Consider the following 23,925-nt stretch of genomic DNA (forward strand, 5'->3'; position numbering starts at 1 on the left):
GCACCCCTGGCGGCCTCTTTCCTCGCTTCGCCTCAGAACCGCACCGCCGCACTCAGGGCTGATGAAATGCACCGGAACGTCCACCTCACCCAGGTCGATCCCGCCACACAGGCCCAGTAAGGGAACAGGTGACCGACGCGCACCTGCCCCCTACCTCCATTGCCGCCCCGGGCGCCGCATCGGACAGACCCCCGGACAGGTGTGGCAGTCACTGATCCACCGGCTCCCGGAGCACGCATATGCCCTGATCCCCGCAGAGATGCGCCGCGCAAAGCCCCGCACGCGGGCGTACGCAAGGCCGCTCACGCCCGGCGACTTGCGTCAACACCCGTATAAAGGCAAGGGTGTTCGGCGACCCCCCGCCCCACCCGGCCCACGGCATATGCCAGAAGCAACAACGTATCGAGTGTTGCCAAATCCCTTACGGGCTCCCTCGGCCTGTGCAACAGTCGTGTTCGGTCCACCCCCATGAACCGGCCGTGCCATGCCTGTATCGGAGTACGAGATGCCGTCCCATACGTTCGCGGACCGCCCCGCCCCCCAGCCGCCCGAGCGAGATGCCGTCGAGGCGTTGATCAACCGCACTCGACGGCTGCGCGGAGACGTGGACGCCGTGCGTCGGGACACCTCGGTCATCGAGGAGGACGACCCCCAGCTGCGCTGGCAGCGCGCGCTCTGCGATCTGGCCGTACACCAACTCGACGACCTCGGCGAGCATCTGGGACAGCTCAAGGACGGCATTCCGGCGCGGGCGGACGATGAACCGGCAGGGGAGACCACCGGGAACACAGCGGACGCACCTCGGCCGGGCTCGCTCCTCAGCAAGGTGGGCAGTGCCGAGTGGAATCTGCTCACCGACGAGGTCAGCTGGTCCGACGAGCTGTATCAGATCTTCGGCAGGTCACCGGAGGCGGGGCCGCTGTCCCTGGACGAACTGCCGTCCCTGCTCCTTGCCGAGGACCAGCCCCTGCTGATGTCGATGGTCACCGACTGCCTGGTCGACGGCAGGCCGATAGACGGCGAATTCCGGATTCTGCTGCCCGACGGCCGGATGCGCACGGTTCACATGATGGGCGAACCCGTTCTCGACGCCGACGGCTGCACCGCTTCGATGTGGGCGGTGCTGCGCGATGTCAGCAAGCTCCGGCGCAGTCAGCACCTCATGAGCCGGACCCGGGACTCGCTGCGGCGTGGACAGCAGATGGCACAGACCGAGCACCGGATGGCCGTGGAACTGCAGGAGGCCGTACTGCCGCCCTGGCGCGGATCGCTCTTCTCCCCCGGCCAGGGACCCGGTGCCCTGGACATCGCCGCCCACTACCTGCCGTCGGAGTCGAGCGACCTGATCGGCGGCGACTGGTACGACGCACTGCAGCTCCCGGACGGCAGGACGCTGCTCACTGTCGGTGACCTGACCGGCCACGGAATCCCGGCCACCTCGGCGATGGCGATGCTGTTGGGCGCGCTGCGCGGTATGGCGATGGCCGGCATCGAGCCGGGGGCCGTGATGGGCCATCTGAACCAACTGATCGAATCCTCGGTTCAACCCGCTCTGGGCAGCGCCGTGTGCTGTCGATTCGACCCGGCGACAGGCACGCTCGCCTGGGCGCAGGCAGGTCACCCCGCGCCGCTGCTCTTCCGCAAGGGAGTGGGGTGCCCACTTCCCACCCCGGACGGGGTGCTGCTCGGTGCGGCATCCCGTGTCTCCTACGAGCAGGACCAAGTCGCCCTACTGCCCGGCGATGTGCTGATGCTGCACACCGACGGGCTGACGCGCCGGACCGACCGGAGTGCCGGCCCGGATGCGCTGCTGGGCCTTGCACCTCGGTTCGCACAGGCCCGTACGGCGCAGGACTGCGTAAGGGCTGTCGTCGAGGAGTTCGGCAGGACCGAACGGCTTGACGACGCATGCGTGCTGGTGGCCCGCGTCGGGGCATGAGGAATCGCAGGACGGCATACAGCCTGCGGATGTGCTGATTCGACTGCTCCGACAGGGGCCGAGCGACGGCATTGCGCCGGTCGACGGCGCCTCGGATCAGATCTGTGAGCCCTTCGGCCTCTTGGTGAACGCACTGTGCGGCAGGGCGAGTTCGATCTCCTCGCGCAGATCCTCGATCTTGGCGTACCCCGCGAACTGGCCGGTGAGCCGGTACATCTCGCGCAGGCGGTCCCAGGTGCGGTGCGAGGAGGTCTCCCCCATCGACACCAGGGCGAGCCGTGCGTACCGGTCGGCCTGCTCGGGGTCGTCGGCGATGAAGCACGCCGACGCCAGCGAGATGTAGTCGAAGATCTTGGACCGCTGACGACCGTTTATACGGAGCTCGAGCGCCTGCTTGGCGTGGCGCTGGGCGGTGGTGGCCGCAGCCGGATCGTGCTCCGCGAGCGTGCGGAACGCCAGGGCCTGCATGCCGTGCATGTCCGCCTCGTCGAACATCTGCATCCAGCTCGGGGGCGGTACATCGCCCTTGTCCGAAACGAAGAGCTCCTCGGCCTCACCGAGAGTGCGCCGCATGGCCTGTCCGCGCCCCATGGACGCCTGGGCCCAGGCCTCGATGGTGTGCAGCATCGCCTGCGTGCGCGGCAGAGTCTCCTCCCCCGAACCGGACTTGGCGAGCTTCATCAGGTCCAGGGCGTCGTCCGGGCGGCCGAGATGAACCATCTGGCGTGCCGCACGGGAGAGCGCCTCGCCGGCCCTCGGCCGGTCTCCGCCCTCGCGCGCCGCGTGAGCGGCGATGACGAAGTACTTCTGGGCGGTGGGTTCGAGGCCCACGTCGTGGGACATCCACCCTGCGAGGACGGCGAGGTTGGCGGCGACGCCCCACAGGCGGCGCTGCAGATGGTCGGGGTGATGGTAGGCGAGCATGCCGCCCACCTCGTTGAGCTGGCCCACCACGGCCTTGCGCTGGAGTCCTCCGCCGCGGGACGCGTCCCAGGCACGGAACACCTCGACCGAGCGCTCCAGGGCCTCGATCTCCTCCGATCCGATAGGGGCGGCCTCGTACCGGTCGAAACCGGCGGCGTCGGCGTACAGGGGGTCGTTCAGGCCGGATGCCACGGCCGCCGGGGCGGGGTCGGAATGCAGCCAGTCGTACATGGCGCCAGTGATGGCTGAGCCAGCGGCGAGCGCGGCGCCCGCGCTCACCAAGCCGCGTCGGTTGAGCATGAGGTCCATTCCCGTGAATTCGGTGAGGACCGCTGCCGTCCGTTCGGGCGCCCACGGCAATCCATCGGGATTCTTCTCCGTCCCGGAGTCTCGCCGTTTCCCCACACGCCCGCGCCGGCCGAACCCGAGGTCCTCGATGGTCACGACACGGCCGAGCCGCTCGGTGAACAGAGCTGCCAGCACTTCGGGCACGGGATCGCGGGGGGACTCCCCCATGTCGATCCAGCGCCTGACCCGCGAGGTATCGGTGGCCAGCTGGAGGTGGCCCATGGCCGCCGCCTGCCGGTTCACCATTCTCGCTAGCTCCCCCTTGGACCAGCCGGCAAGGCCGAACAGGTCAGAAAGGCGGGTGTTGGGTTCTCCGGTCACGTCAAGCCCCCAGGTTCTCGGCTGACTTGACACTAACCCGCTGTCAGTTGCTGAGTGACTATTCGCCACCGTTCGCCAGGGTCCGCCAGATGGTCCACTACCCATTACTCAGTGTCAGGTAGGAAAGCGCCACCCCGCCCGGCAGCCCTAGGTACTCCCCAGGGTGCCGAACGGCCGCCGGCCGGGGCGGCGCACGTAACTTGTCGGCGCACGAAGGGATCTGTCTCGCCCATGTACACAGCATCGTCCTCCGTGTCCGCCCCACCCCGCCCGTTTCGTCCCATGGGGGCGGGCGGCGGGCCGTATCTCGACCCCAACGCCGCATCGCCGGCGTCCGGCATGGGTCGGACCCGGCGGACAGCGGGCCCCGGCGCCCAACCGCTCAGCGGAAGACTCGACTTGTCCGGCCCTCAGGGCGCACAGCTGAGGATGGCCATCGCCTCGGTGCACCGCATCTGTCCGGAGTTCAATCCGGTCCAGGTGCTGCGTCGCAGCGGGCGCTCGGTGCTCATCGTCGGCACCACCGGCCGTGCCACCGCGGTGGCCAAGTGTTTACTGGACCACTCCCCCGTGTGGACCGAGCGGTTCCGGCACGAAATAGCGGCATACCGCGCCTTCGTCAGGCATCGCCCACCGGTTCGGGTCCCCCGGCTCATCGCAGCCGACCCCGAGAACTGCACGCTGGTGATTGAGCGGATGCCCGGCCGGGTCGCGGCGCTGACGAGGCACCCCGCAGAGGCACCGCCCCGCGCGGATGTGCGGGCGGCCCTCGGAGCAGTCAGCCGGATCAATGCCTGGCGGCCTCCGGCGGGTCTGTTCGACGCACCGCTGGACTACGCCTCACGCATCGCCAGGTATCACGAGTTGGGGCTCTTCACCGACCGCGATCTGGGCGACCTGCAGAAGTTGCTGCACGGTCTGGCCCATGCCGGCGGCCGAGGAGGCATGGGCCAGTTCTGTCACGGTGACGCGCTGCTCTCCAACATTCTCCTGCCTCCCACCGGCCCGGTGCTGGTCGACTGGGAGCACGCGGGCTGGTATTTGCCGGGCTACGACCTGGCGACGCTCTGGACCGTACTCGGTGACGCACCGGCGGCGCGCCGCCAGATCAGCCAGCTGGCTCAGGCAACGGGTGCCGCGGCACGGGATGCGTTCCTGGTGAACCTCATGCTCGTACTGACCCGGGAGATCCGGACGTACGAGACGGCTGTCCAGCGCGCCATGAAGGAAGGGGCTCCTTCGGGTGGCGGGCAGGCCCGGCAGGGCGCGCTCTCGTCGAGCGAGGAACAGCGACTGCTGCTGCGCCGGTTGCACGACGACTGCGCCATGGCACGGCGCGCCGTGCGTGCCGCAGTGGGCACACGCTGACCGCGCCGAGCCGGAGAGCCTGACCGACGGGGGACGTATGCTGCGGGACCGGTGCCGACACACCGGTCCCGCAGCGCGCAGAACAGATTGCGCTCAGCGCACCCGCTCCACATCCACGTCGGACGCCTTCACGAACGCGATGCGGTGCCCGATCTGGACCGTCAGGTACTTTTGCGCGCCAGTGAAGTAGGTGTGGTCGTACGGCTTCGACGCGTCGATCGTCGGCGCGTAGTAGTACCCGGTGGGCGCTTCACCCCCACCGGGGAATGCCTGCCCCGCCTTGATCGTGTACACGAGAGGTGTGCCCACGGACGGCTTGACGAAGTCCGAGGGGTACTCCCCCTTTTCCGGGTACGCCACCCCGTACACCGGCACCTCGGCCTTGCCCTCCTTCGGCCGGACGACGTGGCCGAAGGTGGGGGTGGTGACCCGGGTACCGCTCGGGGTGCGGAACCACGCCTTCTGTCCGTACCACCAGATCGCCGTCCAGCCCGGGGCTCGTTCCGCGACGACGGCCTGCTGGGTGGCGCTGATCTTGCTGCCCCAGTCGGCGGCGCAGTTGGTGCCCGCCACACCGTCCGGGTGCAGCCCCGGGTCGGAGAAGAGGGGCGCGTCATCAGAGGGACCGGTGTGCAGCGGGACCGCGCTGCTGCCCTGAAGTGGCAGGTCGACGCCCTTCTCGCAGTCGCGGAATGCCTGCTTGTTCCTGGCGAAGTCGGGGCTGACCGTGACCAGTTCACTGTCCTTGGGGGCACTGGGCACGGTCGGTCTGCCGAGCAGCGCCATGAAGCGGTTCCAGTCCCAGTACGGGCCCGGGTCCCAGTGCATGTTCTTCGTACCGGCGGCGCTGGTCGGCGGAACACCGTCGTGGCCGATGATGTGCTGCCGGTCGAGCGGAATGTCGTACTTCGCGGCCAGGTGACGCACGAGCCTGGCCGTCGACCGGTACATCTCCGGGGTGTACCACTTGGCGCCCTCGGCAGCGACGCCCTCCTGCTCGATGCCGATGGAGTGGGTGTTGAGGTACCAGTTGCCGGCCTGCCAGGCCACGTCCTTGTTCTTCACCATCTGGGTGACATGACCGTCGGACGAGCGCACCACGTAGTGGGCGGAGGTCTGGTTGAGCGGATTCTGGAAGATCTTCAGGGTGGTGTCGAAGTCGACCTCGGTGTCGTGCAGCACGATGAACTTGACCGCGTTGCTGTGCGGCCGGTCCGCGGTGTCGTAATTTCCGTACGTATCCTTGTCGGCCGGATCGCCGGTCTGCTGGTAGGCCGCCGGTACCCAGTCGCACACGAGGCTGCGCGGGCATTCCGGCCGTACCGCGTCCGCGCCGGCCTGCGTCGCGGGGGCGAGAAGTGCGACACTCAGCGCCCCTGCGGTGGTCAGTGCGAGTGCGAGCCTGGTCCTCTGCTTGGACGTCATGACAACCCTTCCTTGGCCTGGCTTGACGGAGCCGTTCCCGGGGCGATCTCAGCGTTCCGTCGTCGGCGGACACTCTGTGACGTGAGGTGATGGTGAGTCAAGAGCACAGCGCTTCGACCGGTCTGAGCTTGTGTGACTATTTCGGGCGGTGCGTGCCCCGGATGGCCGAGGGGTAGCTCTGCCGCCGACAGGACCGGTCCCACCGGACCCGGCGGAGTTCTCGAAAGGCCGAAGCACACATGGCACAGCCCTTCTCATTGCCGGACTTCTATGTGCCGTATCCGGCACGCCTCAACCCTCATGTGGAGGCTGCCAGGAGCCATACCCGGGAGTGGGCGCGCGGGATGGGGATGCTCGAGGGGTCCGGAATCTGGGAGGAGAAGGACCTCGAGTCCCATGACTACGCGCTGCTGTGCGCGTACACCCACCCCGACTGCTCGTCCCAGGCCCTGTCCCTGGTCACCGACTGGTATGTGTGGGTCTTCTTCTTCGACGACCACTTCCTGGAACTGTTCAAACGCACTCCGGACCGCGAGGGCGGGAAGCAGTACCTGGACCGGTTGCCCGCCTTCATGCCGATGGAGAGGGGGGCGGCGACGCCGGAGCCCACCAATCCGGTCGAGGCGGGACTGGCCGACCTCTGGGCCAGGACCGTGCCCGGCATGTCCGATGCCTGGCGGGCCCGGTTCTCCGAGTCGACAAAGAATTTGCTCAACGAGTCCTTGTGGGAGCTCGCGAACATCAACGAGGGCCGGATCGCGAACCCCGTCGAGTACATCGAGATGCGGCGCAAGGTGGGCGGCGCACCGTGGTCGGCGGGGCTCGTGGAGTACGCGGCGAACGCCGAGGTTCCGGCGTCACTGGCCGATGCGCGGCCGCTGCGGGTGCTGCGGGACGCGTTCTCCGACGGAGTCCACCTGCGCAACGATCTGTTCTCGTATCAACGTGAGGTCGAGGACGAGGGCGAGAACAGCAATGGTGTGCTGGTCCTGGAGACGTTCCTGGGCTGCTCCACCCAGGAGGCCGCTGAGGCGGTCAACGACCTGCTGACGTCGCGGCTCCAGCAGTTCGAGAACACGGCCCTCACCGAACTGGGGCCGCTCTGTGCGGAGAAGGGGCTCACGCCGGACGAGACGGTCGCCGTACTCGCGTACGTCAAGGGGCTTCAGGACTGGCAGTCCGGCGGCCACGAGTGGCACATGCGCTCCAGTCGCTACATGAACGGCGGCGGTACGGGTGAGACCGTGCCCGGCTTCGGGATGGCAGCCGTCTCCATCCGTCTCACGCCCCGTTCGGAGTCGGCCCGACTGCGCAGCCACACCCATGTGCCGTACCAGCACGTCGGCCCGTCCTTGCTGCCCGACTTCGACATGCCGTTCACTACGACGCTGAGTCCGCACCTGGACGGTGCACGGGTACGGATCGTGGACTGGTCGCACCGGATGGGGCTGTTGGCGGCGCAGCCTGGTGTGCCGGGTTCGCACATCTGGGACGAGGAGCGGCTCATCGCGACCGATCTGCCGCTCTGCGCTGCGGGGTTGCACCCCGACGCCACGCCGGACGAGCTCGATCTGTCCTCGGGATGGCTGACCTGGGGAACGTACGGCGACGACTGGTTCCCGGTGGTGCACGGCCGGACGCGTGACCTGGCCGGGGCCCGGCTGGCCAACGAGCGGCTGTCGCTCTTCATGCCGCTGGACGGCGCGTCCGCGCCGGAGCCGGTCAACGCGCTGGAGCGGGGCCTGGCCGACCTCTGGGAGCGGACCGCGGGCCCGATGGAGGAGAGCGGGCGCCGGGTCTTCCGCGAGGCGGTGGAGTCGATGACCGCGAGCTGGCTGTGGGAGCTGGCGAACCAGGCGCAGAACCGGATCCCCGATCCGGTGGACTACATGGAGATGCGCCGGGCGACCTTCGGTTCGGATCTGACGATGAGCCTGTGCAGGCTGGGTCACGGCAGGAAGGTGCCGGACGCGGTCTATCGCAGCGGTCCGCTGCGCTCCCTGGAGAACGCGGCGGCGGACTACGCCTGTCTGCTCAACGACCTGTTCTCGTACCAGAAGGAGATCGAGTACGAGGGCGAGGTGCACAACGGCGTCCTGGTCGTGCAGAACTTCTTCGGGGTGGACTATCCGACGGGAGTGGCGATCGTGGACGATCTGATGCATTCGCGGATGCGCCAGTTCCAGCACGTCGCCGAACGGGAACTTCCTGTGCTGTACGACGACTTCGGCCTGGACGCGGAGGCTCGCGAGGTTCTCGCGGGCTATGTCGTGGAGCTCCAGCACTGGATGGCGGGCATCCTGATCTGGCACCGGGACTGCCGGCGCTATCGTGAGGAGGACCTACGGCGGGGCACCGGCGCCCCGTGGCATCTCAGTGGCCCCACGGGGTTCGGTACGTCTGCGGCCCGGGTGACACAGCTGCTGACGGCGCAGGGACGTTTCAGCCCTGCTGGAAGAGCTCCGCAGGCAATGGCTTCAGCAGGGCGTAGAGATCGTCCGTGATCGGCCGGTCCCAGCTGGCGATGGTGACCAGCACACCGTCGCTCCGGTCGAACTGAACACAGGAGATGCGGCTCTCCGAAAGCTTGACCCTGCGCACGATCAGGAGCCCGTCCCCCTGCATGACGGGGACGTCCTCGGTGCCGGTCACCTCGACCGGCTCGTCGTTCTCGAGCGCGAGGAGGAGCTGGGCGACCTCGAACGGTACCTGCCCCTCCTCGGTCTCGCGGGCGGGCGAACCCTCCGGCAGATTACCGATGATCATCGCCGGGCCGCGGCCGCCGAACAGGTCGTAGCGCAGAAAAACGCCCTGACAGCTCCCGTCGGGGGCAGGGAGCAGACCGGCGCCGAGGTTGCCGGGCCAGTCCCCCGGATCCATGGCCAGGACATCGAAGTCCGGGCCCGCGGGTGTGGCGGCGCTACGGCGGCGGAGGAAGGACATGCAGCCATGTTACGTGTCCCGGCTCACGTTGCGGAGCCGGGCACTCCTAGGGACTCTCGTTTGGATCATGCCGGGCTCGCGGGGCCTGATCCACGAAAACTCTAGCCGGACTCCGCGGCCAGCGCTTCCAGCAGCTCGACGGCCTCGGTCGCACGCACGTACGGAACGAACAGGTGGTCGTGGTGGAATCCCGCGACCACGTTGCAGCTCACCCCCGCGTCGGTGAGGGCCAGCGAAACCGCGGCGGTCAGGCCGACGGCATCCAGCGAGGAGTGCACACGGAGCGTGATCCAGCCCGCGACGAAGTCGTGGACCAGTCCGGCCTCCAGCGCCTGCGCCTCGGGAATCACGAGCGTCAGCCCTTCGCGCTCGGTGACGACGACCACCGGGGTGACACCGCCGGGCACCTCACCGCCCGGCACCGTCGTGAAGACGTAGCGACCGGGATTCAGCTCCGGTCGCATGCGGTGCAGCAGTTTTCGAAGATCGCGCTCGCCGGTCATGGGAGCCAGGTTACGGCTCCGGTGTGCGGTGCCGCTCGTGATGGCGGCACCCGCGCACGACCCGCAGCGCGACTCACACGAGGTCGAATTCGCCGTCCCGCGCGTTGATCACGAAGGCCCGCCACTCGGCCGGGGTGAAGATCAGCGAGGGGCTGCCGGGTTTACCGGCGTTGCGCATCGCTATGAATCCCTCCACGAAAGCGATCTGGACATCGCCCGCGCCCTGGCTGCCCGACCGCCAGTCCGCTGTGCTGAGGTCGAGCTCCGGCTTGTCCCAGCCAGCGAAGTGCTGCTGGCCGGTGGTGCTCTCCGTCACGACTTCTCCTCCCGCTCGTCGTCCCGGCCAAAGCCTAGCCACCGCCGACGGCCCGGAACAGGGCGCGGCAGAGCCCTGCGTCATGCGCCGGACCCCGGTGGGCGACGGGGCGAGTAAGCCATTCGGGCACACCATGTATCCATACGCTCACCTTGCGTGGCAGCAGCGGGTCATCGCCCATAGCTTCAGCTCATGAGGAAAAGACACATCAAATGCCTGGTCGGCATCACCGTCACCACGGCTACAGCATGGGGCGCGGCAGTGGTTCCGTCCTCGGCGGCCGCACCGGGAGACCCCCAGGTGGTCCGCCCCGGCGGCTCGATCCAGAAGGCGGTGAACGCCGCCGGTCCCGGCGACACCATCTTCATCCTGCCGGGCACCTACCGCGAGAGCGTCCTGATCACGAAGCCGGGCCTGACCCTGGTCGGCATCGGTGGCCGGACCGTCATCGTGCCGGCGACCACCAAGCCCAAGGCCGCCAACACGTGCGCGGCGGACGGCAACGGCATCTGCGTCGTGGGCACCAAGACCAAGACCGTCAACGATGTCCACATCCGGTCCCTGACCCTTTCCGGCTTCAAGAAGAGCGGGATCTGGGCCTCCTGGACCGACGGACTCACCGTCCGCCGGGTGACCTCCAGGAACAACGGCACCTGGGGCATCGCCCAGGAGCGCTCGACGCGTGGGGACTTCCGGCGCAACACCGTCACCGGCAACGGCGACGCGGGGATCTTCATCGCGAACTCGGTCAGCGAGGAGGGCGGCGCCACCGACACCCGGGGGACCGAGATCCGGAACAACACCCTGAGCGGGAACCGCATCGGCGTCACCGCCCGGCGGGTCAGGAACCTCCTGATCGACGGCAACCGCATCAGCGGCAACTGCAGCGGGGTCTTCGTCGTGGGCGACGAGTCCAAGCCTGCGGCCGGCGCGATGACCATCAGCGGCAACCGGATCCTCGGGAACAACAAGTTCTGCGCGGCGACCCCACGGCTGTCGGCCATCCAGGGGTCCGGCATCGTCCTCACCGGCAGCGAGGCCACGGTCGTACGTTCCAACGTCATCCGGGACAACGTGGGTTCCACCCCGCTCTCCGGCGGAATCCTGCTGTTCAAGAGCTTCGTCGGCGCCCTCAACACCGACAACACGATCACCCGCAACGTCGTGCAGGACAACAAGCCCGCCGACCTGGCCAACGGGGACACCTCAGGAACGGGCAACACCTTCGTCAGCAACGAGTGCGGGACATCCGTACCGGCCGGAATGTGTGCCGAGTGATGGCCCACCTACGCACCAGGAGAAACGAGACGGCATGACCACCGTGAGTCCCACCCCCGACACCACCCCTGTGGCATCCCCCCTCGCCGCACCCGTCGCCCCCGCCGCCGCTCAGTCCCCGCCGCCGGCCATGCGGCTGAGGGAGCTGGCGTTCGGAGCGGCCTGTGCCGCAGCCGTACGGGCGGCGGCCAGGCTGGGCGTTGCCGATGCACTGGGAGACACGCCCACCTCGGCTGCGGAGCTCGCCCAGGTCGTGCACACCGAGCCCGTACCGCTGCAGCGGCTGTTGCGCGCGCTGTGCTGCTACGGAATCTTCAGCGAGACCGGGGACGGAGAGTTCGTCCACACGGAGATGTCCCGGCTGCTGCGCGAGGACGATCCGAACAGCCTGCGGTACATCTCACTGTGGTGCACGGAGCCCTGGACCTGGGAGGTCTGGCCGCGGCTCGACGACGCCGTGCGCTCCGGGACGAGCGTCTTCCCGGAGACGTTCGGCAAGGGCTTCTTCGACTACCTCCACCAGGACGCGGGCGAGTCCGCCCACGTGTTCAACCGGGCCATGACCACGTCCAGCATGCAGTCGGCGCGGGATGTCGCCGAGCTCCTGGACCTCACCGGGGTGTCCTCGGTCGTCGATATCGGCGGCGGTCAGGGGCATGTGCTCGCGAGCCTGCTGGAGAAGCACCCCTCGGTCCATGGAACGCTCCTGGACCTGCCCGGTGTCGTCGCGAAGGCGGACCCGCGGCTCCGGGACGGCGGTGAACTCGCGGCCCGCGTATCGATCGTTCCCGGGGACTGCCGTGAGGACATCCCGGTCGAGGCGGATCTCTACATCATCAAGAACATCCTCGAATGGGACGACGAGAGCACGCGCAGGACCCTGCGCAACGTGGTCAGGACGGCCCGTCCGGGCGCCCGCGTGGTGATCATCGAGAACCTCGTCGACGACACTCCATCGATGCGGTTCACCACCGCCATGGATCTGCTGCTCCTCCTCAACGTCGGCGGCGCGAAGCACACCAGGGAGAGTCTGCTGGGCCGGATGTCCGACGCCGGCCTGCGGGTCGGCGAGGTCCGCCCGGTCAACTCCTATCTCCACGCGTTCGAGTGCGTCGTACCGGACTGAGGTCCAGGGCGGTCCGTGGCACACACAGAGATCGCCCCGGGTCCGGCACACGCGTGCCGGACCCGGGGCGATCCTCGGTGCGTCAGGCGCTGTCGCGCTGCCACCGGTAGAACTGCTGCGCCATCGCGTCCTTCGGACCCCGCCAGGTCTGCGGGTCGTAGGGGCTCACGAAGGCGGTGAGCCGGTCGCTGATGGCCTTGAACTCGGGATGCTGCGTCACCTTGGCGATCTCCGGGCCGGGGGGCCGGTCGGATTCGATCAGGTGCAGATACACGTCGCCGAACTGGAACAGGGTGCGCCTGTTGACGCCGACGAGGTGGGGAAGCTCGGTGTTGTCGGATTCGGCGAACAACTCGGCGATGTCCGGGGCGGATTCAGGCGCCATCCGGGCGACGATCAGAGCGTGGTGCATCGGGCTGCCTTTCTGGTACCGGTACGGCCGGAACCGGCGTCGCGGGCCGGCCGTCGGCGGGCACGGCGTCAGTTGGCCGGGACCGAGGCGGAGCGGCGTTCCCGGTCGCGCTGTTCGATCTTGTCGCGGATGAGTTCCAGCTGGACGCGGGAGTTGCGGTTGATGTTGTCGGTCATCCACGCGTCGTCGACCGGTGCGTCCGGACGCATCGCGAAGTCCTGCCGCCAGTGCATCCGCGTACCGCCGGGAACCTCCGAGTACTCCCACCGGATGTCCATGTGCTGGAACGGACCGGTCTCGACGCGGCGGGCGCTGACGGCGCGCCCCGGCCGGTCGGTGGTGCGCTCCGACACCCAGCTCCAGACCTTGCCGTTGTCGTCCGGGTGCATGGTGAGCCGGAAGGTTGTCGTCTGGCCCTCCCGCTCGATCACCTCGACGGACGCGTACTCGCTGAACAGCTGCGGCCAGCGCTCGAGGTCGTTCGTCATGTCCCAGACGAGGTCGAGGGGGGCGGCGATGGTGATCTCGTTCTCCGTGTGTCCGGACACGTCAGGCTCCTGTCACGAGGGTGTTGTTGACGAGGTCGAGGAACTCGCCGGGGGTCTTGCACCGGTCGGCGTCTGCCGGCAGCGGGCGGCCGAACCGGTTCTCGAGCACGGCCACGATGCCGAGCAGGCCGAGCGAGTCGAGGCCGTATTCGTCGAAGGCCGAGCCGGGACGGCTCTCCATCGCCAGCGGGTCGACCGTGAGACCTGCGCCGTTCTTCATGAGCGTGGCCAGTTCTTCGTAGGTCAGTTGAGCGGTCATGAGGGACTCCTTCTCACTGAGGGGTGTCGGTGGGGTAGCGCAGCACGAGGGCTGCGTTCGAGCCCATGAGCCCGCGGCTCAGCACCAGCGCCGTCCGCAGTTCCGCGGGGCGCGCGCGGCCGGTGACGACGTCGAGGTCGTGGCACACCTCGAAGACGTTGGGCGTCGGCGGGATCAGACCGTGTTCCATCGCGAGTACCGCGGCGGACGTGTCCAGTACGGGCGCTCCGCAGTAGGCACGGCCGGTGCCTGTCTTGGGCGCCGTCACCGGTACGCGCCGTCCGTGCGGGCCCAGCGCGTCGGCGATGGCCAGCGCCTCGGCACGGTCGGCCGAGGGCACACCGAGCGCGTCCGCGAAGACGACGTCGATCTCCTCCGGCGCGCAGCCGGCCTCCTGCAACGCCCCCTCGATGGCGTGCGCCAGTCCCTCGCGGGACTGTTCCCACCGGGACGCACCGGTGAAGGTGGCGGCGTGGCCGGCCAGTTCGGCACGGATCCGGGCCCCGCGGCTGCGGGCCGCCGTCTCCTCCTCGACCACCAGCATCGCGCCGCCCTCGGCCGGTACGAATCCGCAGGCGTCCGAGGTGAACGGGCGGTAGGCACGGGTGGGGTCCTCGCAGGTGCTGAGGTCCTCGTATCCGAGCTGGCAGACGACCGAGTACGGCGCCAGGGGTGCCTCGGCCGCGCCGACGACGACGGCGTCCGTGCCGCGCCGGATGGAACGTGCGGCATGCATGAGTGCGTCCAGGCCACCGGCCTCGTCGCTGGCCACGACGGCGCACGGCCCCTTGAAGCCGCCGCGGATCGAGATCTGGCCGGTGCTGGCGGCGTAGAACCAGGCGATGGACTGGTACGGGCCGACGTAGCGGGCGCCCTGCCCCCACAGCCGCTGAAGTTCGCGCTGGCCGAACTCGCCGCCGCCGGATCCGGCGGCGGTCACCACGCCCACGCTGAACGGGGAGTTCTCGTAGTCGGCGCGGCCGAGCCGTGCGTCGTCCAGGGCCAGATCGGCGGCAGCCATCGCGTAGTGCGTGAACCGGTCGGTCTGGACGAGGTAGCGCTCCTCGATGAACGCGACCGGGTCGAAGTCCCTGACTTCTCCGGCGACGCGCAGCGGCAGGTTCTCGCAGCCCTCGCGGGAGACCAGGTCGAGGACGCTGACGCCTTCCTGCGTCTGCTTCCAGAAGGCACCGGCGCCGATGCCGTTGGGGGCGACGACACCGATCCCCGTAATGACGGATCGCCGGTGTGTCCGGGTACTCATGGGGTCCTCCCGCCTGATCGGGTCAGGGCGACGGCGGACTGGAATCCGCCGAACCCGCTGCCGACCGAAAGCACGCTGCGCAGCTTCAGTGGCCGTGCGGTGCGCGGCACGTAGTCGAGGTCGCACTCGGGGTCCGCGGTCTCGTAGTTGGCCGTCGGCGGCACCGTCTGGTGTTCGAGGGCCAGCACGCACGCGGCGATCTCGATCGCTCCGATGGCGCCGAGCGAGTGGCCGACCATGGACTTGATGGAGCTCATCGGCACCTTGTAGGCGTGTGCGCCCAGGGCCCGTTTCACCGCTGCCGTCTCGTGCCGGTCGTTCTGCTTGGTGCCCGAGCCGTGCGCGTTGACGTAGTCGACCTGCGAGCCGTCGACCCGGGCATGCGCGAGGGCAGCGTTGATGGCCTCGGCCATCTCCAGGCCTTCGCCGGTGAGCCCGGTCATGTGGTAGGCGTTGCCGAAGGTGGCGTAGCCCGATATCTCGCAGTAGATGGTCGCCCCGCGGGCGCGGGCGTGTTCGAGCTCCTCCAGTACGAGGACGGCTCCGCCCTCGCCCATGACGAATCCGTCCCGGCGGGCGTCGAACGGCCGGGACGCGTGCTCCGGGTCGTCGTTGTTCGCCGAGGTCGCCTTGATCGCGTCGAAGCACGCCACCGTGATGGGGGTGATCGGTGTGTCGGACGCGCCGGCGATGCAGACGTCGACCCGGCCCTCCTCGATGGAGTGAAAGGCGTATCCGATCGCGTCGAGGCCCGAGGTGCAGCCGGTGGAGACGGTCTGGACGGGGCCGTGGGCACCGACCTCCTCGGCCACCGCGGAGGCGAGGGTACTGGGTGAGAAGGCCCGCTCCAGGTGGGCGCCCGCCGGCCGGTGGTCGACGTCCCAGCGCGCACCGCTCCCGCTGACGGCGACGTAGTCGTGCTCGAGGCGGGTGGTGCCCCCCACAGCGGTGCCGAGGGACACCCCGATACGCCAGGGGTCCTCCTTCTCGGGGTCGAGTCCGGCGTCGCTCAGCGCCTCCCGGGCGGCCACCAGCGCGAACTGGACATACCGGTCCGACCGAGCGATCAGGTCCTCGTCCAGGCCGTGGGCCGCGGCATCGAAGTCGCACTCGGCGGCGATGCGCGAGCGGAAGGCCGCCGGGTCGAACAGGGTGATGCCGCGGGTCGCGGTACGACCGCTGGAGAGGAGGTCCCAGAACGCCGGGACTCCGATGCCGCCGGGTGCGACGACGCCGACTCCGGTGACGGCCACACGACGGGTCATGACGCCGCCTCCGTTCGTTCCGGCGGGGCTCCGCGCTCGGCGACGTCCGTCTGCTCGGTGTCCACGTGGCCCAGCTCCGGGCGCGGGGCGAGCGGACCGAGGTGGAAGACCATGCGCGCTTCCACGTCGCCCACGTTGCGGAAGCGGTGGCGGACGTGCGGAGGGATCAGCAGCCCCTGGTCGGGCCGCATCGCGTGCGGTTCGCCGTCCAGATCCACTTCGAGGAGTCCGTCCACGACGTACACGAATTCCTCGGAGTACGGGTGGTAGTGCTCGCCGATGCGCTCACCCGGGCGGACGATGGCCAGCCCCATGAAGCCGCTGGTGGCGCCCACCGCGGTCGGTGTGAGCATGGCGCGCAGGTCGCCTCCGCGCCTGCGGTTGGGCTGAGTCTCGCTGAGGTCGACGATGCGAGGCCGGTGCGTGGTCATGACTGCTCTCCTCCAGGCGCGTTGTTCGATGTGCGGCAGCAATGGGGGCGGTACCCGGTGATGCCGGTGACGCGGTTCAGGACTCGCTGGCCCGACGGTCGGTGATCAGGCTCATCTCTGCCCGGGCGAGGAAGCGCGCGGTCTCCTGGTCGGTCGTCGGCATGCCGTTGGCACCGCCGTCGAGCAGCCGGCCGAGCATGGCCGCCTTTCGGTGGCCGCCGATACCGAGCGCCTGTGCGGGCTGCGCGCCGAGCGGGCCGCTCACTTCGAGGAGCCGCACCACGATGTCGTCGCGCTGGAAGATGGTGCTGCTGTCGATGGGGCTCGCGACGTCGTCCGCCGCTTCCTCGTCCTGGCCGGCGAGCAGCCGGGCCAGCGCCATGCCGCAGCCCTCCTTGGCCTGGTAGAACAGCGCGTGCCGCTGAACGTCCGCGGGCGCGTGCCGGCCGGCCGTCACATGGTGGACGGTCGGGAGTGCTGCCCGGGTGAAGAACATCCGGGCGGAGTCCGGATCGGAGAGGTCCCGGTCCTGCTCCAGGTACGGGTTGATGGCCTCCTCGACGGCCCTGACCTCGGGCTGCCGCGATACGTGGCGCAGCGCAGCCATCAGGTCGCCCTCGACCTCCACCGCTCGTACGACACGGTTTCCATGCATGAAGAGCGAGGTGCGGCGCAGCCGGGTGTTCTCGTCGACCCGTGCCTGCGGGGAGTCGTAGTCGGCGAGGATCTTCGCGACCATCTCCTCCGTCCCCGGCTTCACCGTGAAGGTGAGTGCGTGGCGCACCACGCCGTCACCCAGGCGCGGGGCGGACTGGAGGCGGCCCTTGACGGGCTCGGGTGCGCTCTCGAACGAGGTCCCGGTCTCGCGCAGGACGCTGAAGCGCAGTGACCGGGTGTCACGTACGCAGCCGTGCAGCGGCTGGACCGTCTTGACGTGCTCCTCGCTGTTCACCCAGGCGAGGAAGGGCGGTGCGCTCTCCCACTCGCTGGTGATGAGCCACTGCGAGGGGTTCTCGATGGACTGGCACAGCTGATCGCTGATGTGGCCGGGGACGGATGCCACCTGGTTGCGCAGGTGCTCGTACGCTTCCAGGAACTGCTTCTGGGCACCGTCGTGCAGGTCGAGCAGCAGGACGACGCGGAGCCGTGAGCCGTCGAACGCGGACTGCGATATGCGTTCCGAGAGGGTTGTCATCTTTCGCTCTCCTTCGAGACGGAGCGGCGGCCACGTCCCGTGGCCTCTCGTCATCCGTCGGTTTCGGTGGAAGCGGAGCGGGTCCCTCCCCGCTGATGCGTGTGGTCCGCCCCGCATCGCGAGTTCGCTCCCGCGACTGATCGTGGAACGCTGGTACGGGCGGCGCGAGATTTATGAACCGTTCAGGTGAGGCGGTGACCGAAGACTCCGCACGAGGGCATGGACACTGCATCCGTCGTGCGTCCGAGCTGGAGCAACTGATGAACGAGAACCCCGACCTCCGCGTACCCGTCCTCATCGTGGGCGGCTCTCTGGTGGGCCTGTCCGCCTCCGTCTTCCTGAGCCGGCTCGGTGTCCGCCACCTGCTGATCGAGAAGCACGCGAGCACCTCGACCCACCCCCGAGGGCGCGGCAACAACGTCCGCACCATGGAGCTGTTCCGCACCGCCGGTGCCGAGCAGCTGATCCGGGACGCCGCTTCGGTGCTCGCGGACAACCACGGCATTCTTCAGGCGGGGTCGCTCACCGGCGACGACCAGGAGTGGCTGTTCAAGGAGATCGACCCGGGTGGCGGGCTCGCCCGGTTCAGTCCGAGCGGCTGGTGCCTGTGCAGCCAGAACGACCTGGAACCCGTGCTGGTCACCCATGCCCGTGACCAGGGCAGCGAGCTGCGGTTCTCCACCGAGCTGCTCACGTTCGAGCAGGACGCGGAGGGCGTGACCGCGGTGGTGAAGAACCGGGAGACCGGGGAGCACACCACGGTGCGCGCGGACTACCTCGTCGCCGCCGACGGACCGCGAAGCCCGATCCGGGAGCAGCTGCGCATCGGCCAGTCGGGGCCGGGCGATCTGTTCCACAACGTGAGCATCACCTTCCGGTCCCGGCAGCTCGCCCCGGTGGTGGGTGACCGGCGCTTCATCGTCTGCTATCTGACCAACCCGGAGGCGGACGGGGCGCTGCTCCCGGTGGACAACGAGGAGCAGTGGGTCTTCCACGCACCGTGGCAGCCGGACCGGGGCGAGACGCTGGAGGACTTCAGCGACGAGCGGTGCGCGGAGCACATCCGCAGGGCGGTCGGAGCGCCCGGTCTCGACGTCGAGATCACGGGCAAGGCACCGTGGCACGCCGCAGAGCGGGTTGCCGAGCACTACGGGGCGGGCAGGGTCTTCCTCGCCGGTGACTCGGCCCACGAGATGTCCCCCACCGGGGCGTTCGGCTCCAACACCGGCATCCAGGACGCGCACAACCTGGCGTGGAAACTGGCTGCCGTGATCGCCGGCGAGGCGGGGCCAGGACTCCTTCGGACGTACGAGGAAGAACGTCTGCCGGTGGCGAAGGCCACGAGCGCCCGTGCGTCGGCACGCTCGGGAGAGCACAGCCACCCGGGCTACGCCGGCGCACCCGGTCCGGGCGGCGGGCGCAAGGGCGGCATGCTCACGGTCGCACTCGGATACCGCTATCTCCGGGGCGCGGTGCTCGGCACGGACCCCAGCCTGCCGGTGGTACCCGAGGGAATGGGTCTGGCGGGCGAACCCGGTACCCGCGCACCGCACTTGTGGGTCGAGCGGGGCGGGGAGCGCATGTCGACCCTGGATCTGTACGAGCAGTCGTTCGTGCTCCTGTGCGACGCCGGGCACCCTGACTGGCGGGCGGCGGCGGTTCGGGTCTCGGAGCGCCTGAAGGTCCGTCTGGAGGCCTTCGCGATCGGTTCGGATGCGGGTGCCGATCTGGAACCTGCGAACGGGGCGGACTGGACCGCTGCGCACGGCACGAGCCCCGAAGGTGCCGTGCTCGTGCGCCCCGACGGCTTCGTGGCCTGGCGGTCCGAGGGCGCCGTGGCCGACGCCGAGGCGACTCTGTACGAGGTGCTGTCGACTCTGCTCCACCGCGACTGACACTCACCCGGCGCACCTCATCGACGCACCTCACCCGACGCCGAACGACCTCAGCTCGGTGAGGAAGGCCTCCGGGTTGTCGCTGTGCACGAGATGCCCGGCGTCGACGCAGACGTACTGCCCGCCGGGTATCCGGCGGGCTATCCACACCAGTTGTTCCTGGTCGATGTGGCTGCGGGATCCGCCGACCACGAGCGTGGGGGCGGTGATCTCGGCCAGACGCCCCCGTACCGCCGGGTCGGGGGCGTTCAGCTGGGCGTCGATGGAAGCCACCACCGGCCAGTCGAAGCCGAGTTCTCCGGCGGGCCGCTCGGCCGGCGGGCGGGGCGGGTCGAGCGGGAGCAGGGGCGGGGCGTCCTCGATGACGAGTCCGCCGATCAGCCCCGGGTGCTGCTCGGCGAGCATCAGGGCCGCCGCGCCGCCCATCGAGTGCCCGATCACGATGGCGCCGGACAGATTGCGGACCTCCAGGAATGCGTGCAGGTCGTCGCGGAAGAACTCGAAGGAGTAGCGGCCCGGCCAGTCACTGAGTCCGTGGCCCCGGAAGTCGAGTGCGTACACCCGGTGCCGTACGGCGAGTTGTTCGGCGATCTCCGTCCAGTCCAGACTGTTGCCGCCCCGTCCGTGGGCGAGCACGACGGGCGGGGCCGCGGGATGGCCCCAGACGCGGTACGCGAGCCGGTTCCCGCCTGCCTGCACACTACTGACCCCGGGGTCGAGGAAGGCGGTGACGGTGCGGACGAAGGAGCCGGGGTCGTCCATCCACGGGTAGTGTCCGGCGCCTCGCTGGACGACGAACTCGCTGTGCGGGAAGAGTGCGGCGAGTTCGGCAGCCCGGTCGGGGCTGGGGCCGCCGTCGTACTCCCCGGCGAGGACGAGCACCGGTGCCTGCAGCTCCCGCAGGGCCGCGACGACTGCGGCGGTTTCGAAGCCGTCCTTGGGGTAGTGGAGCGCTCGTGCCTCGGCGTTGGTCTGGGCGGCGGCCTCGGCGGCGTGTGCCCGGGCCTCGGCGTCCCAGCGCCCGTACGTGAACGGCAGGGTGTCGGCCCAGGACCCGGCCGTGTCGCGCCCGGCCCGGATATCGTCCAGCGCGGCCCTCGCCTCGGGGTACCAGGGTTCATGGCTGCGCAGCTCGGAGGCCTGGCGCCAGTCCTCATCGGTGACGGGAATGCCTATGGCGCGTGTGCTGGGAGTGACGAGGGTGAGAGTACGCAGTCGCTGCGGGTACTTCGCGGCGTAGAGCGCCGCCAGGCTCCCGGACGCGGAGTGACCGAGCAGATCGACGCGTTCGAGGCCGAGGTGCTCGCGCAGTGCCTCGACGTCGTCGACGAGCCGGTCGCAGCGGTACGTCGACGGGTCGTCCGGGACCGCGGAGTCTCCGGTGCCCCGCAGATCGAGAAGGACCAGCCGGCACACGCGGGAGAGCCCTCCGAGGTCCCCGAGGTAGCGGGCCGCCCGCATCGGGCCGCCGGGCAGGCAGATCAGCAGCCGGCCCTCACCCACGAGGTGGTAGGCCAGTTCGGTCCCGTCGTATGTGCGGAAGGTCGGCATGACTGCCATCCAAACAGGGCGGGCGGGCGGCTGCGGGCGCATACGCCCACAGCGATCAGACCGGCGCCCCGGAGATCAGCCGGTCACGCTGCCGGCGAGGAGCCGGGCGGCCGCCTGCCCTGCCTGGTGTGCGGGATCGGGCGTTCCGGAGATGGCCGCGGTGACGATCGCACCCTCGGCGAGCAGCACGTACGCGGCCGCGGATTCCTCCGGCCGTCCCGCGGCCACGACCAGTCCGGTGACGTAGGTGCGAAAGGCGTCCTTGTGGCTGCGTGCGATGTCGGCGACGGAGGAGTCGACGGCTCCGAGTTCACCGAAACCGTTGATGAAGGCGCAGCCGCGGAAGCCCGGCTCGGAGAACCACTGGTGGAGCCAGTCGTACACGGCGAGGACCCTGTCCTGCGGTGCGGAGCGGCCGTCGACGTACGCGGCCAGCCGCGCGCGCCAGCGGATGTCCCGGGCTTCCAGGCAGGCGCGGACGAGAGCCGACTTGGAGGGGAAGAGTCCGTACAGGCGCTTGAGCGACACACCCGAGGCGGCTCGGATGTCGTCCATGCCGACCGCCTGGATGCCCCGCTCGTAGAACAGGTCCTCCGCAGCGTCCAGTGCCGCGGCCCGTGCCTGTGCGAGATCCACCGTGACTCCCCTTGCGTGAGAACGTGCGTTCTCCTACAGTACGGCTGCACACCGGGAGAACGAACGTTCTCGCCTTGTGCCGGAGGAGCCTCCATGACCACACAGCCGCTGGTCCCGCCGTTCACACGGGATTCCGCAGTCCAGAAGGTCCGTCGCGCAGAGGACGGCTGGAACACCCGCGAGCCGGAGACGGTCGCCCTCGCCTACACCCCCGAATCCCGCTGGCGCAATCGCTCCGAGTGGGTCACCGGCCGCAAGGAGATCGTCGCCTTCCTCACCCGCAAGTGGGCCCGGGAGCTGGACTACCGCCTCGTCAAGGAGCTGTGGGCGCACGACGGCGACCGGATCGCTGTGCGCTTCGCCTACGAGTGGCACGACGACGCGGGCCGGTGGTACCGCTCTTTCGGCAACGAGAACTGGGAGTTCGACAGCAGCGGACTCATGCGCGCGCGGCACGCGTCGATCAACGACGTGCCGATCGAGGAGTCCGAACGGCGCTACCACTGGCCGCTGGGCCGCAGGCCCGACGATCACCCCGGACTCACCGCCCTGGGCTTCTGACCGGGCACGTCTCCTGAGGGACGTCACCCCTCTTGCCAGGGGCCCGGCATCCTGAATTACTACTCCCAGAGACAGCGACCGAACGATCGGTCGCCCGTATCGGCGAGAGGATCATCCGCATGACGGCTCTGCTGGACGCGGCCGAGCGGCTCGGCCGCGACGAGCTGGAGGCGCTGCAGCTCGAGCGGCTCCGGGCCACGCTGCGGCACGCGTACGACAACGTCGGTTTCTACCGGGCGGCCTTCGACAAGGCAGGTCTGCGGCCCGAGGACTGCCGTTCGCTCGCCGATCTCGCCCGTTTCCCGTTCACCGTCAAGGCCGACCTGCGCGACAACTACCCCTTCGGGATGTTCGCCGTCCCCGAGGACCGGGTGCGGCGCATCCACGCGTCCAGCGGGACCACCGGCCGGCCGACCGTGGTGGGGTACACCGAGCGGGACCTGGACACCTGGGCTGATGTGGTCGCCCGGTCGATCAGGGCCGCGGGCGGACGTCCGGGCCACAAGGTCCATGTGGCCTACGGATACGGGCTGTTCACCGGCGGGCTCGGGGCGCACTACGGCGCGGAGCGCCTCGGCTGCACCGTCATTCCCGCCTCCGGCGGCATGACGGCACGCCAGGTTCAGCTGATCCAGGACTTCCGTCCCGAGATCATCATGATCACGCCCTCGTACATGCTGACCCTGCTGGACGAGTTCGAGCGCCAGGGTGTCGATCCCCGTACGACGTCGCTGAAGGTCGGCATCTTCGGCGCCGAGCCGTGGACCGAGCAGATGCGCCGGGAGATCGAGGAGCGGTTCGCCATCGACGCGGTCGACATATACGGGCTGTCCGAGGTGATGGGCCCGGGTGTCGCGCAGGAGTGCGTGGAGACCAAGGACGGCCTGCACATCTGGGAGGACCACTTCTATCCGGAGGTCGTCGATCCGTTCACCGGTGAGGTGCTGCCGGACGGGGAGGAGGGTGAACTGGTCTTCACCTCGCTCACCAAAGAGGCCATGCCGGTGATCCGTTACCGGACCCGTGATCTGACGCGGCTGCTCCCCGGTACGGCGCGGGTCTTCCGCCGGATGGAGAAGGTCACCGGGCGCAGCGACGACATGGTGATCCTGCGCGGGGTGAACCTCTTTCCGACACAGATCGAAGAGATCGTGCTGCGGACACCGGGGGTGGCGCCGCACTTCCAGTTGCGGCTGACCCGCGAGGGCCGCCTGGACGCGCTGACGGTACGCGCCGAGGCGCGCGCCGGTGCGACGACGGACGAACGTACCGCCGCTGCGCAGTCGATCGCGGCGGCCGTGAAGGACGGGGTCGGTGTGACGGTCGGGGTCGAGATCGTCGATCCGGAGACACTCGAGCGATCGGTCGGAAAGATCAAGCGGATCATCGACCTCAGGGACGCCACCTGAGGCACGGA

22 protein-coding genes are annotated in these 23,925 nt (G+C 69.2%); 8 read left to right on the forward strand and 14 right to left on the reverse strand.

All coding sequences use genetic code 11. The features are described 5' to 3' along the window. Positions 1 to 505: 505 nt before the first annotated feature. Positions 506 to 1,939, forward strand: a complete 1,434-nt coding sequence (locus tag ACFWBQ_RS12325) for a PP2C family protein-serine/threonine phosphatase (protein WP_385487187.1) — start codon at positions 506 to 508, stop codon at positions 1,937 to 1,939. Between the two features lie 96 nt (positions 1,940 to 2,035). Here the strand turns inward: ACFWBQ_RS12325 and ACFWBQ_RS12330 are convergent, their stop codons facing one another. Beyond that, complete coding sequence (locus ACFWBQ_RS12330; protein WP_385486883.1) at positions 2,036 to 3,532, reverse strand: hypothetical protein; 1,497 nt, start codon at positions 3,530 to 3,532, stop codon at positions 2,036 to 2,038. Positions 3,533 to 3,763: 231 nt separating this feature from the next. On the opposite strand from ACFWBQ_RS12330, the gene ACFWBQ_RS12335 reads away from it, so the two are divergent. Beyond that, positions 3,764 to 4,900 (forward strand): aminoglycoside phosphotransferase family protein, encoded by a 1,137-nt coding sequence (locus tag ACFWBQ_RS12335; protein WP_385486885.1) that lies wholly within the window; start codon positions 3,764 to 3,766, stop codon positions 4,898 to 4,900. A 93-nt stretch (positions 4,901 to 4,993) separates the two neighbouring features. Here the strand turns inward: ACFWBQ_RS12335 and ACFWBQ_RS12340 are convergent, their stop codons facing one another. Next, positions 4,994 to 6,325 carry an N-acetylmuramoyl-L-alanine amidase gene (locus ACFWBQ_RS12340; protein ID WP_385486887.1) on the reverse strand — a complete coding sequence of 444 codons (1,332 nt, stop codon included), beginning with the start codon at positions 6,323 to 6,325 and terminating at the stop codon, positions 4,994 to 4,996. A 239-nt stretch (positions 6,326 to 6,564) separates the two neighbouring features. On the opposite strand from ACFWBQ_RS12340, the gene ACFWBQ_RS12345 reads away from it, so the two are divergent. Beyond that, positions 6,565 to 8,829 (forward strand): germacradienol/geosmin synthase, encoded by a 2,265-nt coding sequence (locus ACFWBQ_RS12345; protein WP_385486889.1) that lies wholly within the window; start codon positions 6,565 to 6,567, stop codon positions 8,827 to 8,829. On the opposite strand, the gene ACFWBQ_RS12350 is transcribed toward ACFWBQ_RS12345, so the two are convergent. The 3 genes from ACFWBQ_RS12350 to ACFWBQ_RS12360 form a co-directional block, all read right to left on the reverse strand. Further along, positions 8,768 to 9,268: a hypothetical protein gene (locus tag ACFWBQ_RS12350; RefSeq protein ID WP_329214424.1), complete on the reverse strand. Its 501-nt coding sequence runs from the start codon at positions 9,266 to 9,268 to the stop codon at positions 8,768 to 8,770. The genes ACFWBQ_RS12345 and ACFWBQ_RS12350 overlap by 62 nt on opposite strands. Positions 9,269 to 9,369: 101 nt before the next feature. Further along, positions 9,370 to 9,771, reverse strand: coding sequence for an ACT domain-containing protein (locus ACFWBQ_RS12355; protein ID WP_385486891.1), 402 nt, complete (start codon positions 9,769 to 9,771; stop codon positions 9,370 to 9,372). A gap of 73 nt (positions 9,772 to 9,844) precedes the next feature. Next, positions 9,845 to 10,087 (reverse strand): DUF397 domain-containing protein, encoded by a 243-nt coding sequence (locus ACFWBQ_RS12360; RefSeq protein ID WP_385486893.1) that lies wholly within the window; start codon positions 10,085 to 10,087, stop codon positions 9,845 to 9,847. Positions 10,088 to 10,279: 192 nt separating this feature from the next. Here ACFWBQ_RS12360 and ACFWBQ_RS12365 point away from each other — a divergent pair, with 192 nt between their 5' ends. Together ACFWBQ_RS12365 and ACFWBQ_RS12370 are read left to right on the forward strand one after the other, a co-directional pair. After that, positions 10,280 to 11,365, forward strand: a complete 1,086-nt coding sequence (locus ACFWBQ_RS12365; RefSeq protein WP_385486895.1) for a nitrous oxide reductase family maturation protein NosD — start codon at positions 10,280 to 10,282, stop codon at positions 11,363 to 11,365. A 34-nt stretch (positions 11,366 to 11,399) separates the two neighbouring features. Next, on the forward strand, positions 11,400 to 12,491 hold the full coding sequence (locus tag ACFWBQ_RS12370) for a methyltransferase (protein WP_385486896.1): 1,092 nt from the start codon (positions 11,400 to 11,402) through the stop codon (positions 12,489 to 12,491). 82 nt (positions 12,492 to 12,573) lie between these two features. On the opposite strand, the gene ACFWBQ_RS12375 is transcribed toward ACFWBQ_RS12370, so the two are convergent. The 7 genes from ACFWBQ_RS12375 to ACFWBQ_RS12405 form a co-directional block, all read right to left on the reverse strand. Next, on the reverse strand, positions 12,574 to 12,903 hold the full coding sequence (locus ACFWBQ_RS12375; protein WP_385486898.1) for a TcmI family type II polyketide cyclase: 330 nt from the start codon (positions 12,901 to 12,903) through the stop codon (positions 12,574 to 12,576). Positions 12,904 to 12,971: 68 nt separating this feature from the next. Continuing rightward, complete coding sequence (locus ACFWBQ_RS12380; RefSeq protein WP_385486900.1) at positions 12,972 to 13,451, reverse strand: SRPBCC family protein; 480 nt, start codon at positions 13,449 to 13,451, stop codon at positions 12,972 to 12,974. A 1-nt stretch (position 13,452) separates the two neighbouring features. Further along, a complete protein-coding gene (locus ACFWBQ_RS12385) occupies positions 13,453 to 13,710 on the reverse strand; it encodes an acyl carrier protein (protein ID WP_385486901.1) in 258 nt (85 codons plus the stop codon). 13 nt (positions 13,711 to 13,723) lie between these two features. Then, positions 13,724 to 14,974, reverse strand: a complete 1,251-nt coding sequence (locus ACFWBQ_RS12390) for a ketosynthase chain-length factor (protein ID WP_385486903.1) — start codon at positions 14,972 to 14,974, stop codon at positions 13,724 to 13,726. Continuing rightward, on the reverse strand, positions 14,971 to 16,239 hold the full coding sequence (locus ACFWBQ_RS12395) for a beta-ketoacyl-[acyl-carrier-protein] synthase family protein (RefSeq protein ID WP_385486905.1): 1,269 nt from the start codon (positions 16,237 to 16,239) through the stop codon (positions 14,971 to 14,973). Before ACFWBQ_RS12395 ends, ACFWBQ_RS12390 begins: the two co-directional genes overlap by 4 nt. Then, positions 16,236 to 16,670 carry a cupin domain-containing protein gene (locus ACFWBQ_RS12400; RefSeq protein WP_385486907.1) on the reverse strand — a complete coding sequence of 145 codons (435 nt, stop codon included), beginning with the start codon at positions 16,668 to 16,670 and terminating at the stop codon, positions 16,236 to 16,238. Before ACFWBQ_RS12400 ends, ACFWBQ_RS12395 begins: the two co-directional genes overlap by 4 nt. Positions 16,671 to 16,746: 76 nt before the next feature. After that, entirely contained in the window at positions 16,747 to 17,865 is a 1,119-nt protein-coding gene (locus ACFWBQ_RS12405) for a TcmI family type II polyketide cyclase (protein WP_385486909.1), read from the reverse strand. A gap of 260 nt (positions 17,866 to 18,125) precedes the next feature. Between ACFWBQ_RS12405 and ACFWBQ_RS12410 the strand changes: the two genes are divergently transcribed. Next, positions 18,126 to 19,760 carry an FAD-dependent oxidoreductase gene (locus ACFWBQ_RS12410; protein ID WP_385486911.1) on the forward strand — a complete coding sequence of 545 codons (1,635 nt, stop codon included), beginning with the start codon at positions 18,126 to 18,128 and terminating at the stop codon, positions 19,758 to 19,760. A gap of 30 nt (positions 19,761 to 19,790) precedes the next feature. On the opposite strand, the gene ACFWBQ_RS12415 is transcribed toward ACFWBQ_RS12410, so the two are convergent. Both ACFWBQ_RS12415 and ACFWBQ_RS12420 read right to left on the reverse strand, forming a co-directional pair. Continuing rightward, positions 19,791 to 21,311 carry an alpha/beta fold hydrolase gene (locus ACFWBQ_RS12415; RefSeq protein WP_385486913.1) on the reverse strand — a complete coding sequence of 507 codons (1,521 nt, stop codon included), beginning with the start codon at positions 21,309 to 21,311 and terminating at the stop codon, positions 19,791 to 19,793. 75 nt (positions 21,312 to 21,386) lie between these two features. Then, positions 21,387 to 21,947, reverse strand: coding sequence for a TetR/AcrR family transcriptional regulator (locus tag ACFWBQ_RS12420; RefSeq protein WP_385486915.1), 561 nt, complete (start codon positions 21,945 to 21,947; stop codon positions 21,387 to 21,389). Between the two features lie 93 nt (positions 21,948 to 22,040). Here ACFWBQ_RS12420 and ACFWBQ_RS12425 point away from each other — a divergent pair, with 93 nt between their 5' ends. Together ACFWBQ_RS12425 and paaK are read left to right on the forward strand one after the other, a co-directional pair. After that, positions 22,041 to 22,508: a DUF1348 family protein gene (locus ACFWBQ_RS12425; protein WP_385486917.1), complete on the forward strand. Its 468-nt coding sequence runs from the start codon at positions 22,041 to 22,043 to the stop codon at positions 22,506 to 22,508. Positions 22,509 to 22,627: 119 nt separating this feature from the next. Continuing rightward, positions 22,628 to 23,917, forward strand: coding sequence for a phenylacetate--CoA ligase PaaK (paaK, locus tag ACFWBQ_RS12430; protein WP_385486919.1), 1,290 nt, complete (start codon positions 22,628 to 22,630; stop codon positions 23,915 to 23,917). Positions 23,918 to 23,925: the final 8 nt, after the last annotated feature.

The organism is Streptomyces sp. NPDC060035, assembly GCF_042736635.1.
Lineage (GTDB): Bacteria > Actinomycetota > Actinomycetes > Streptomycetales > Streptomycetaceae > Streptomyces.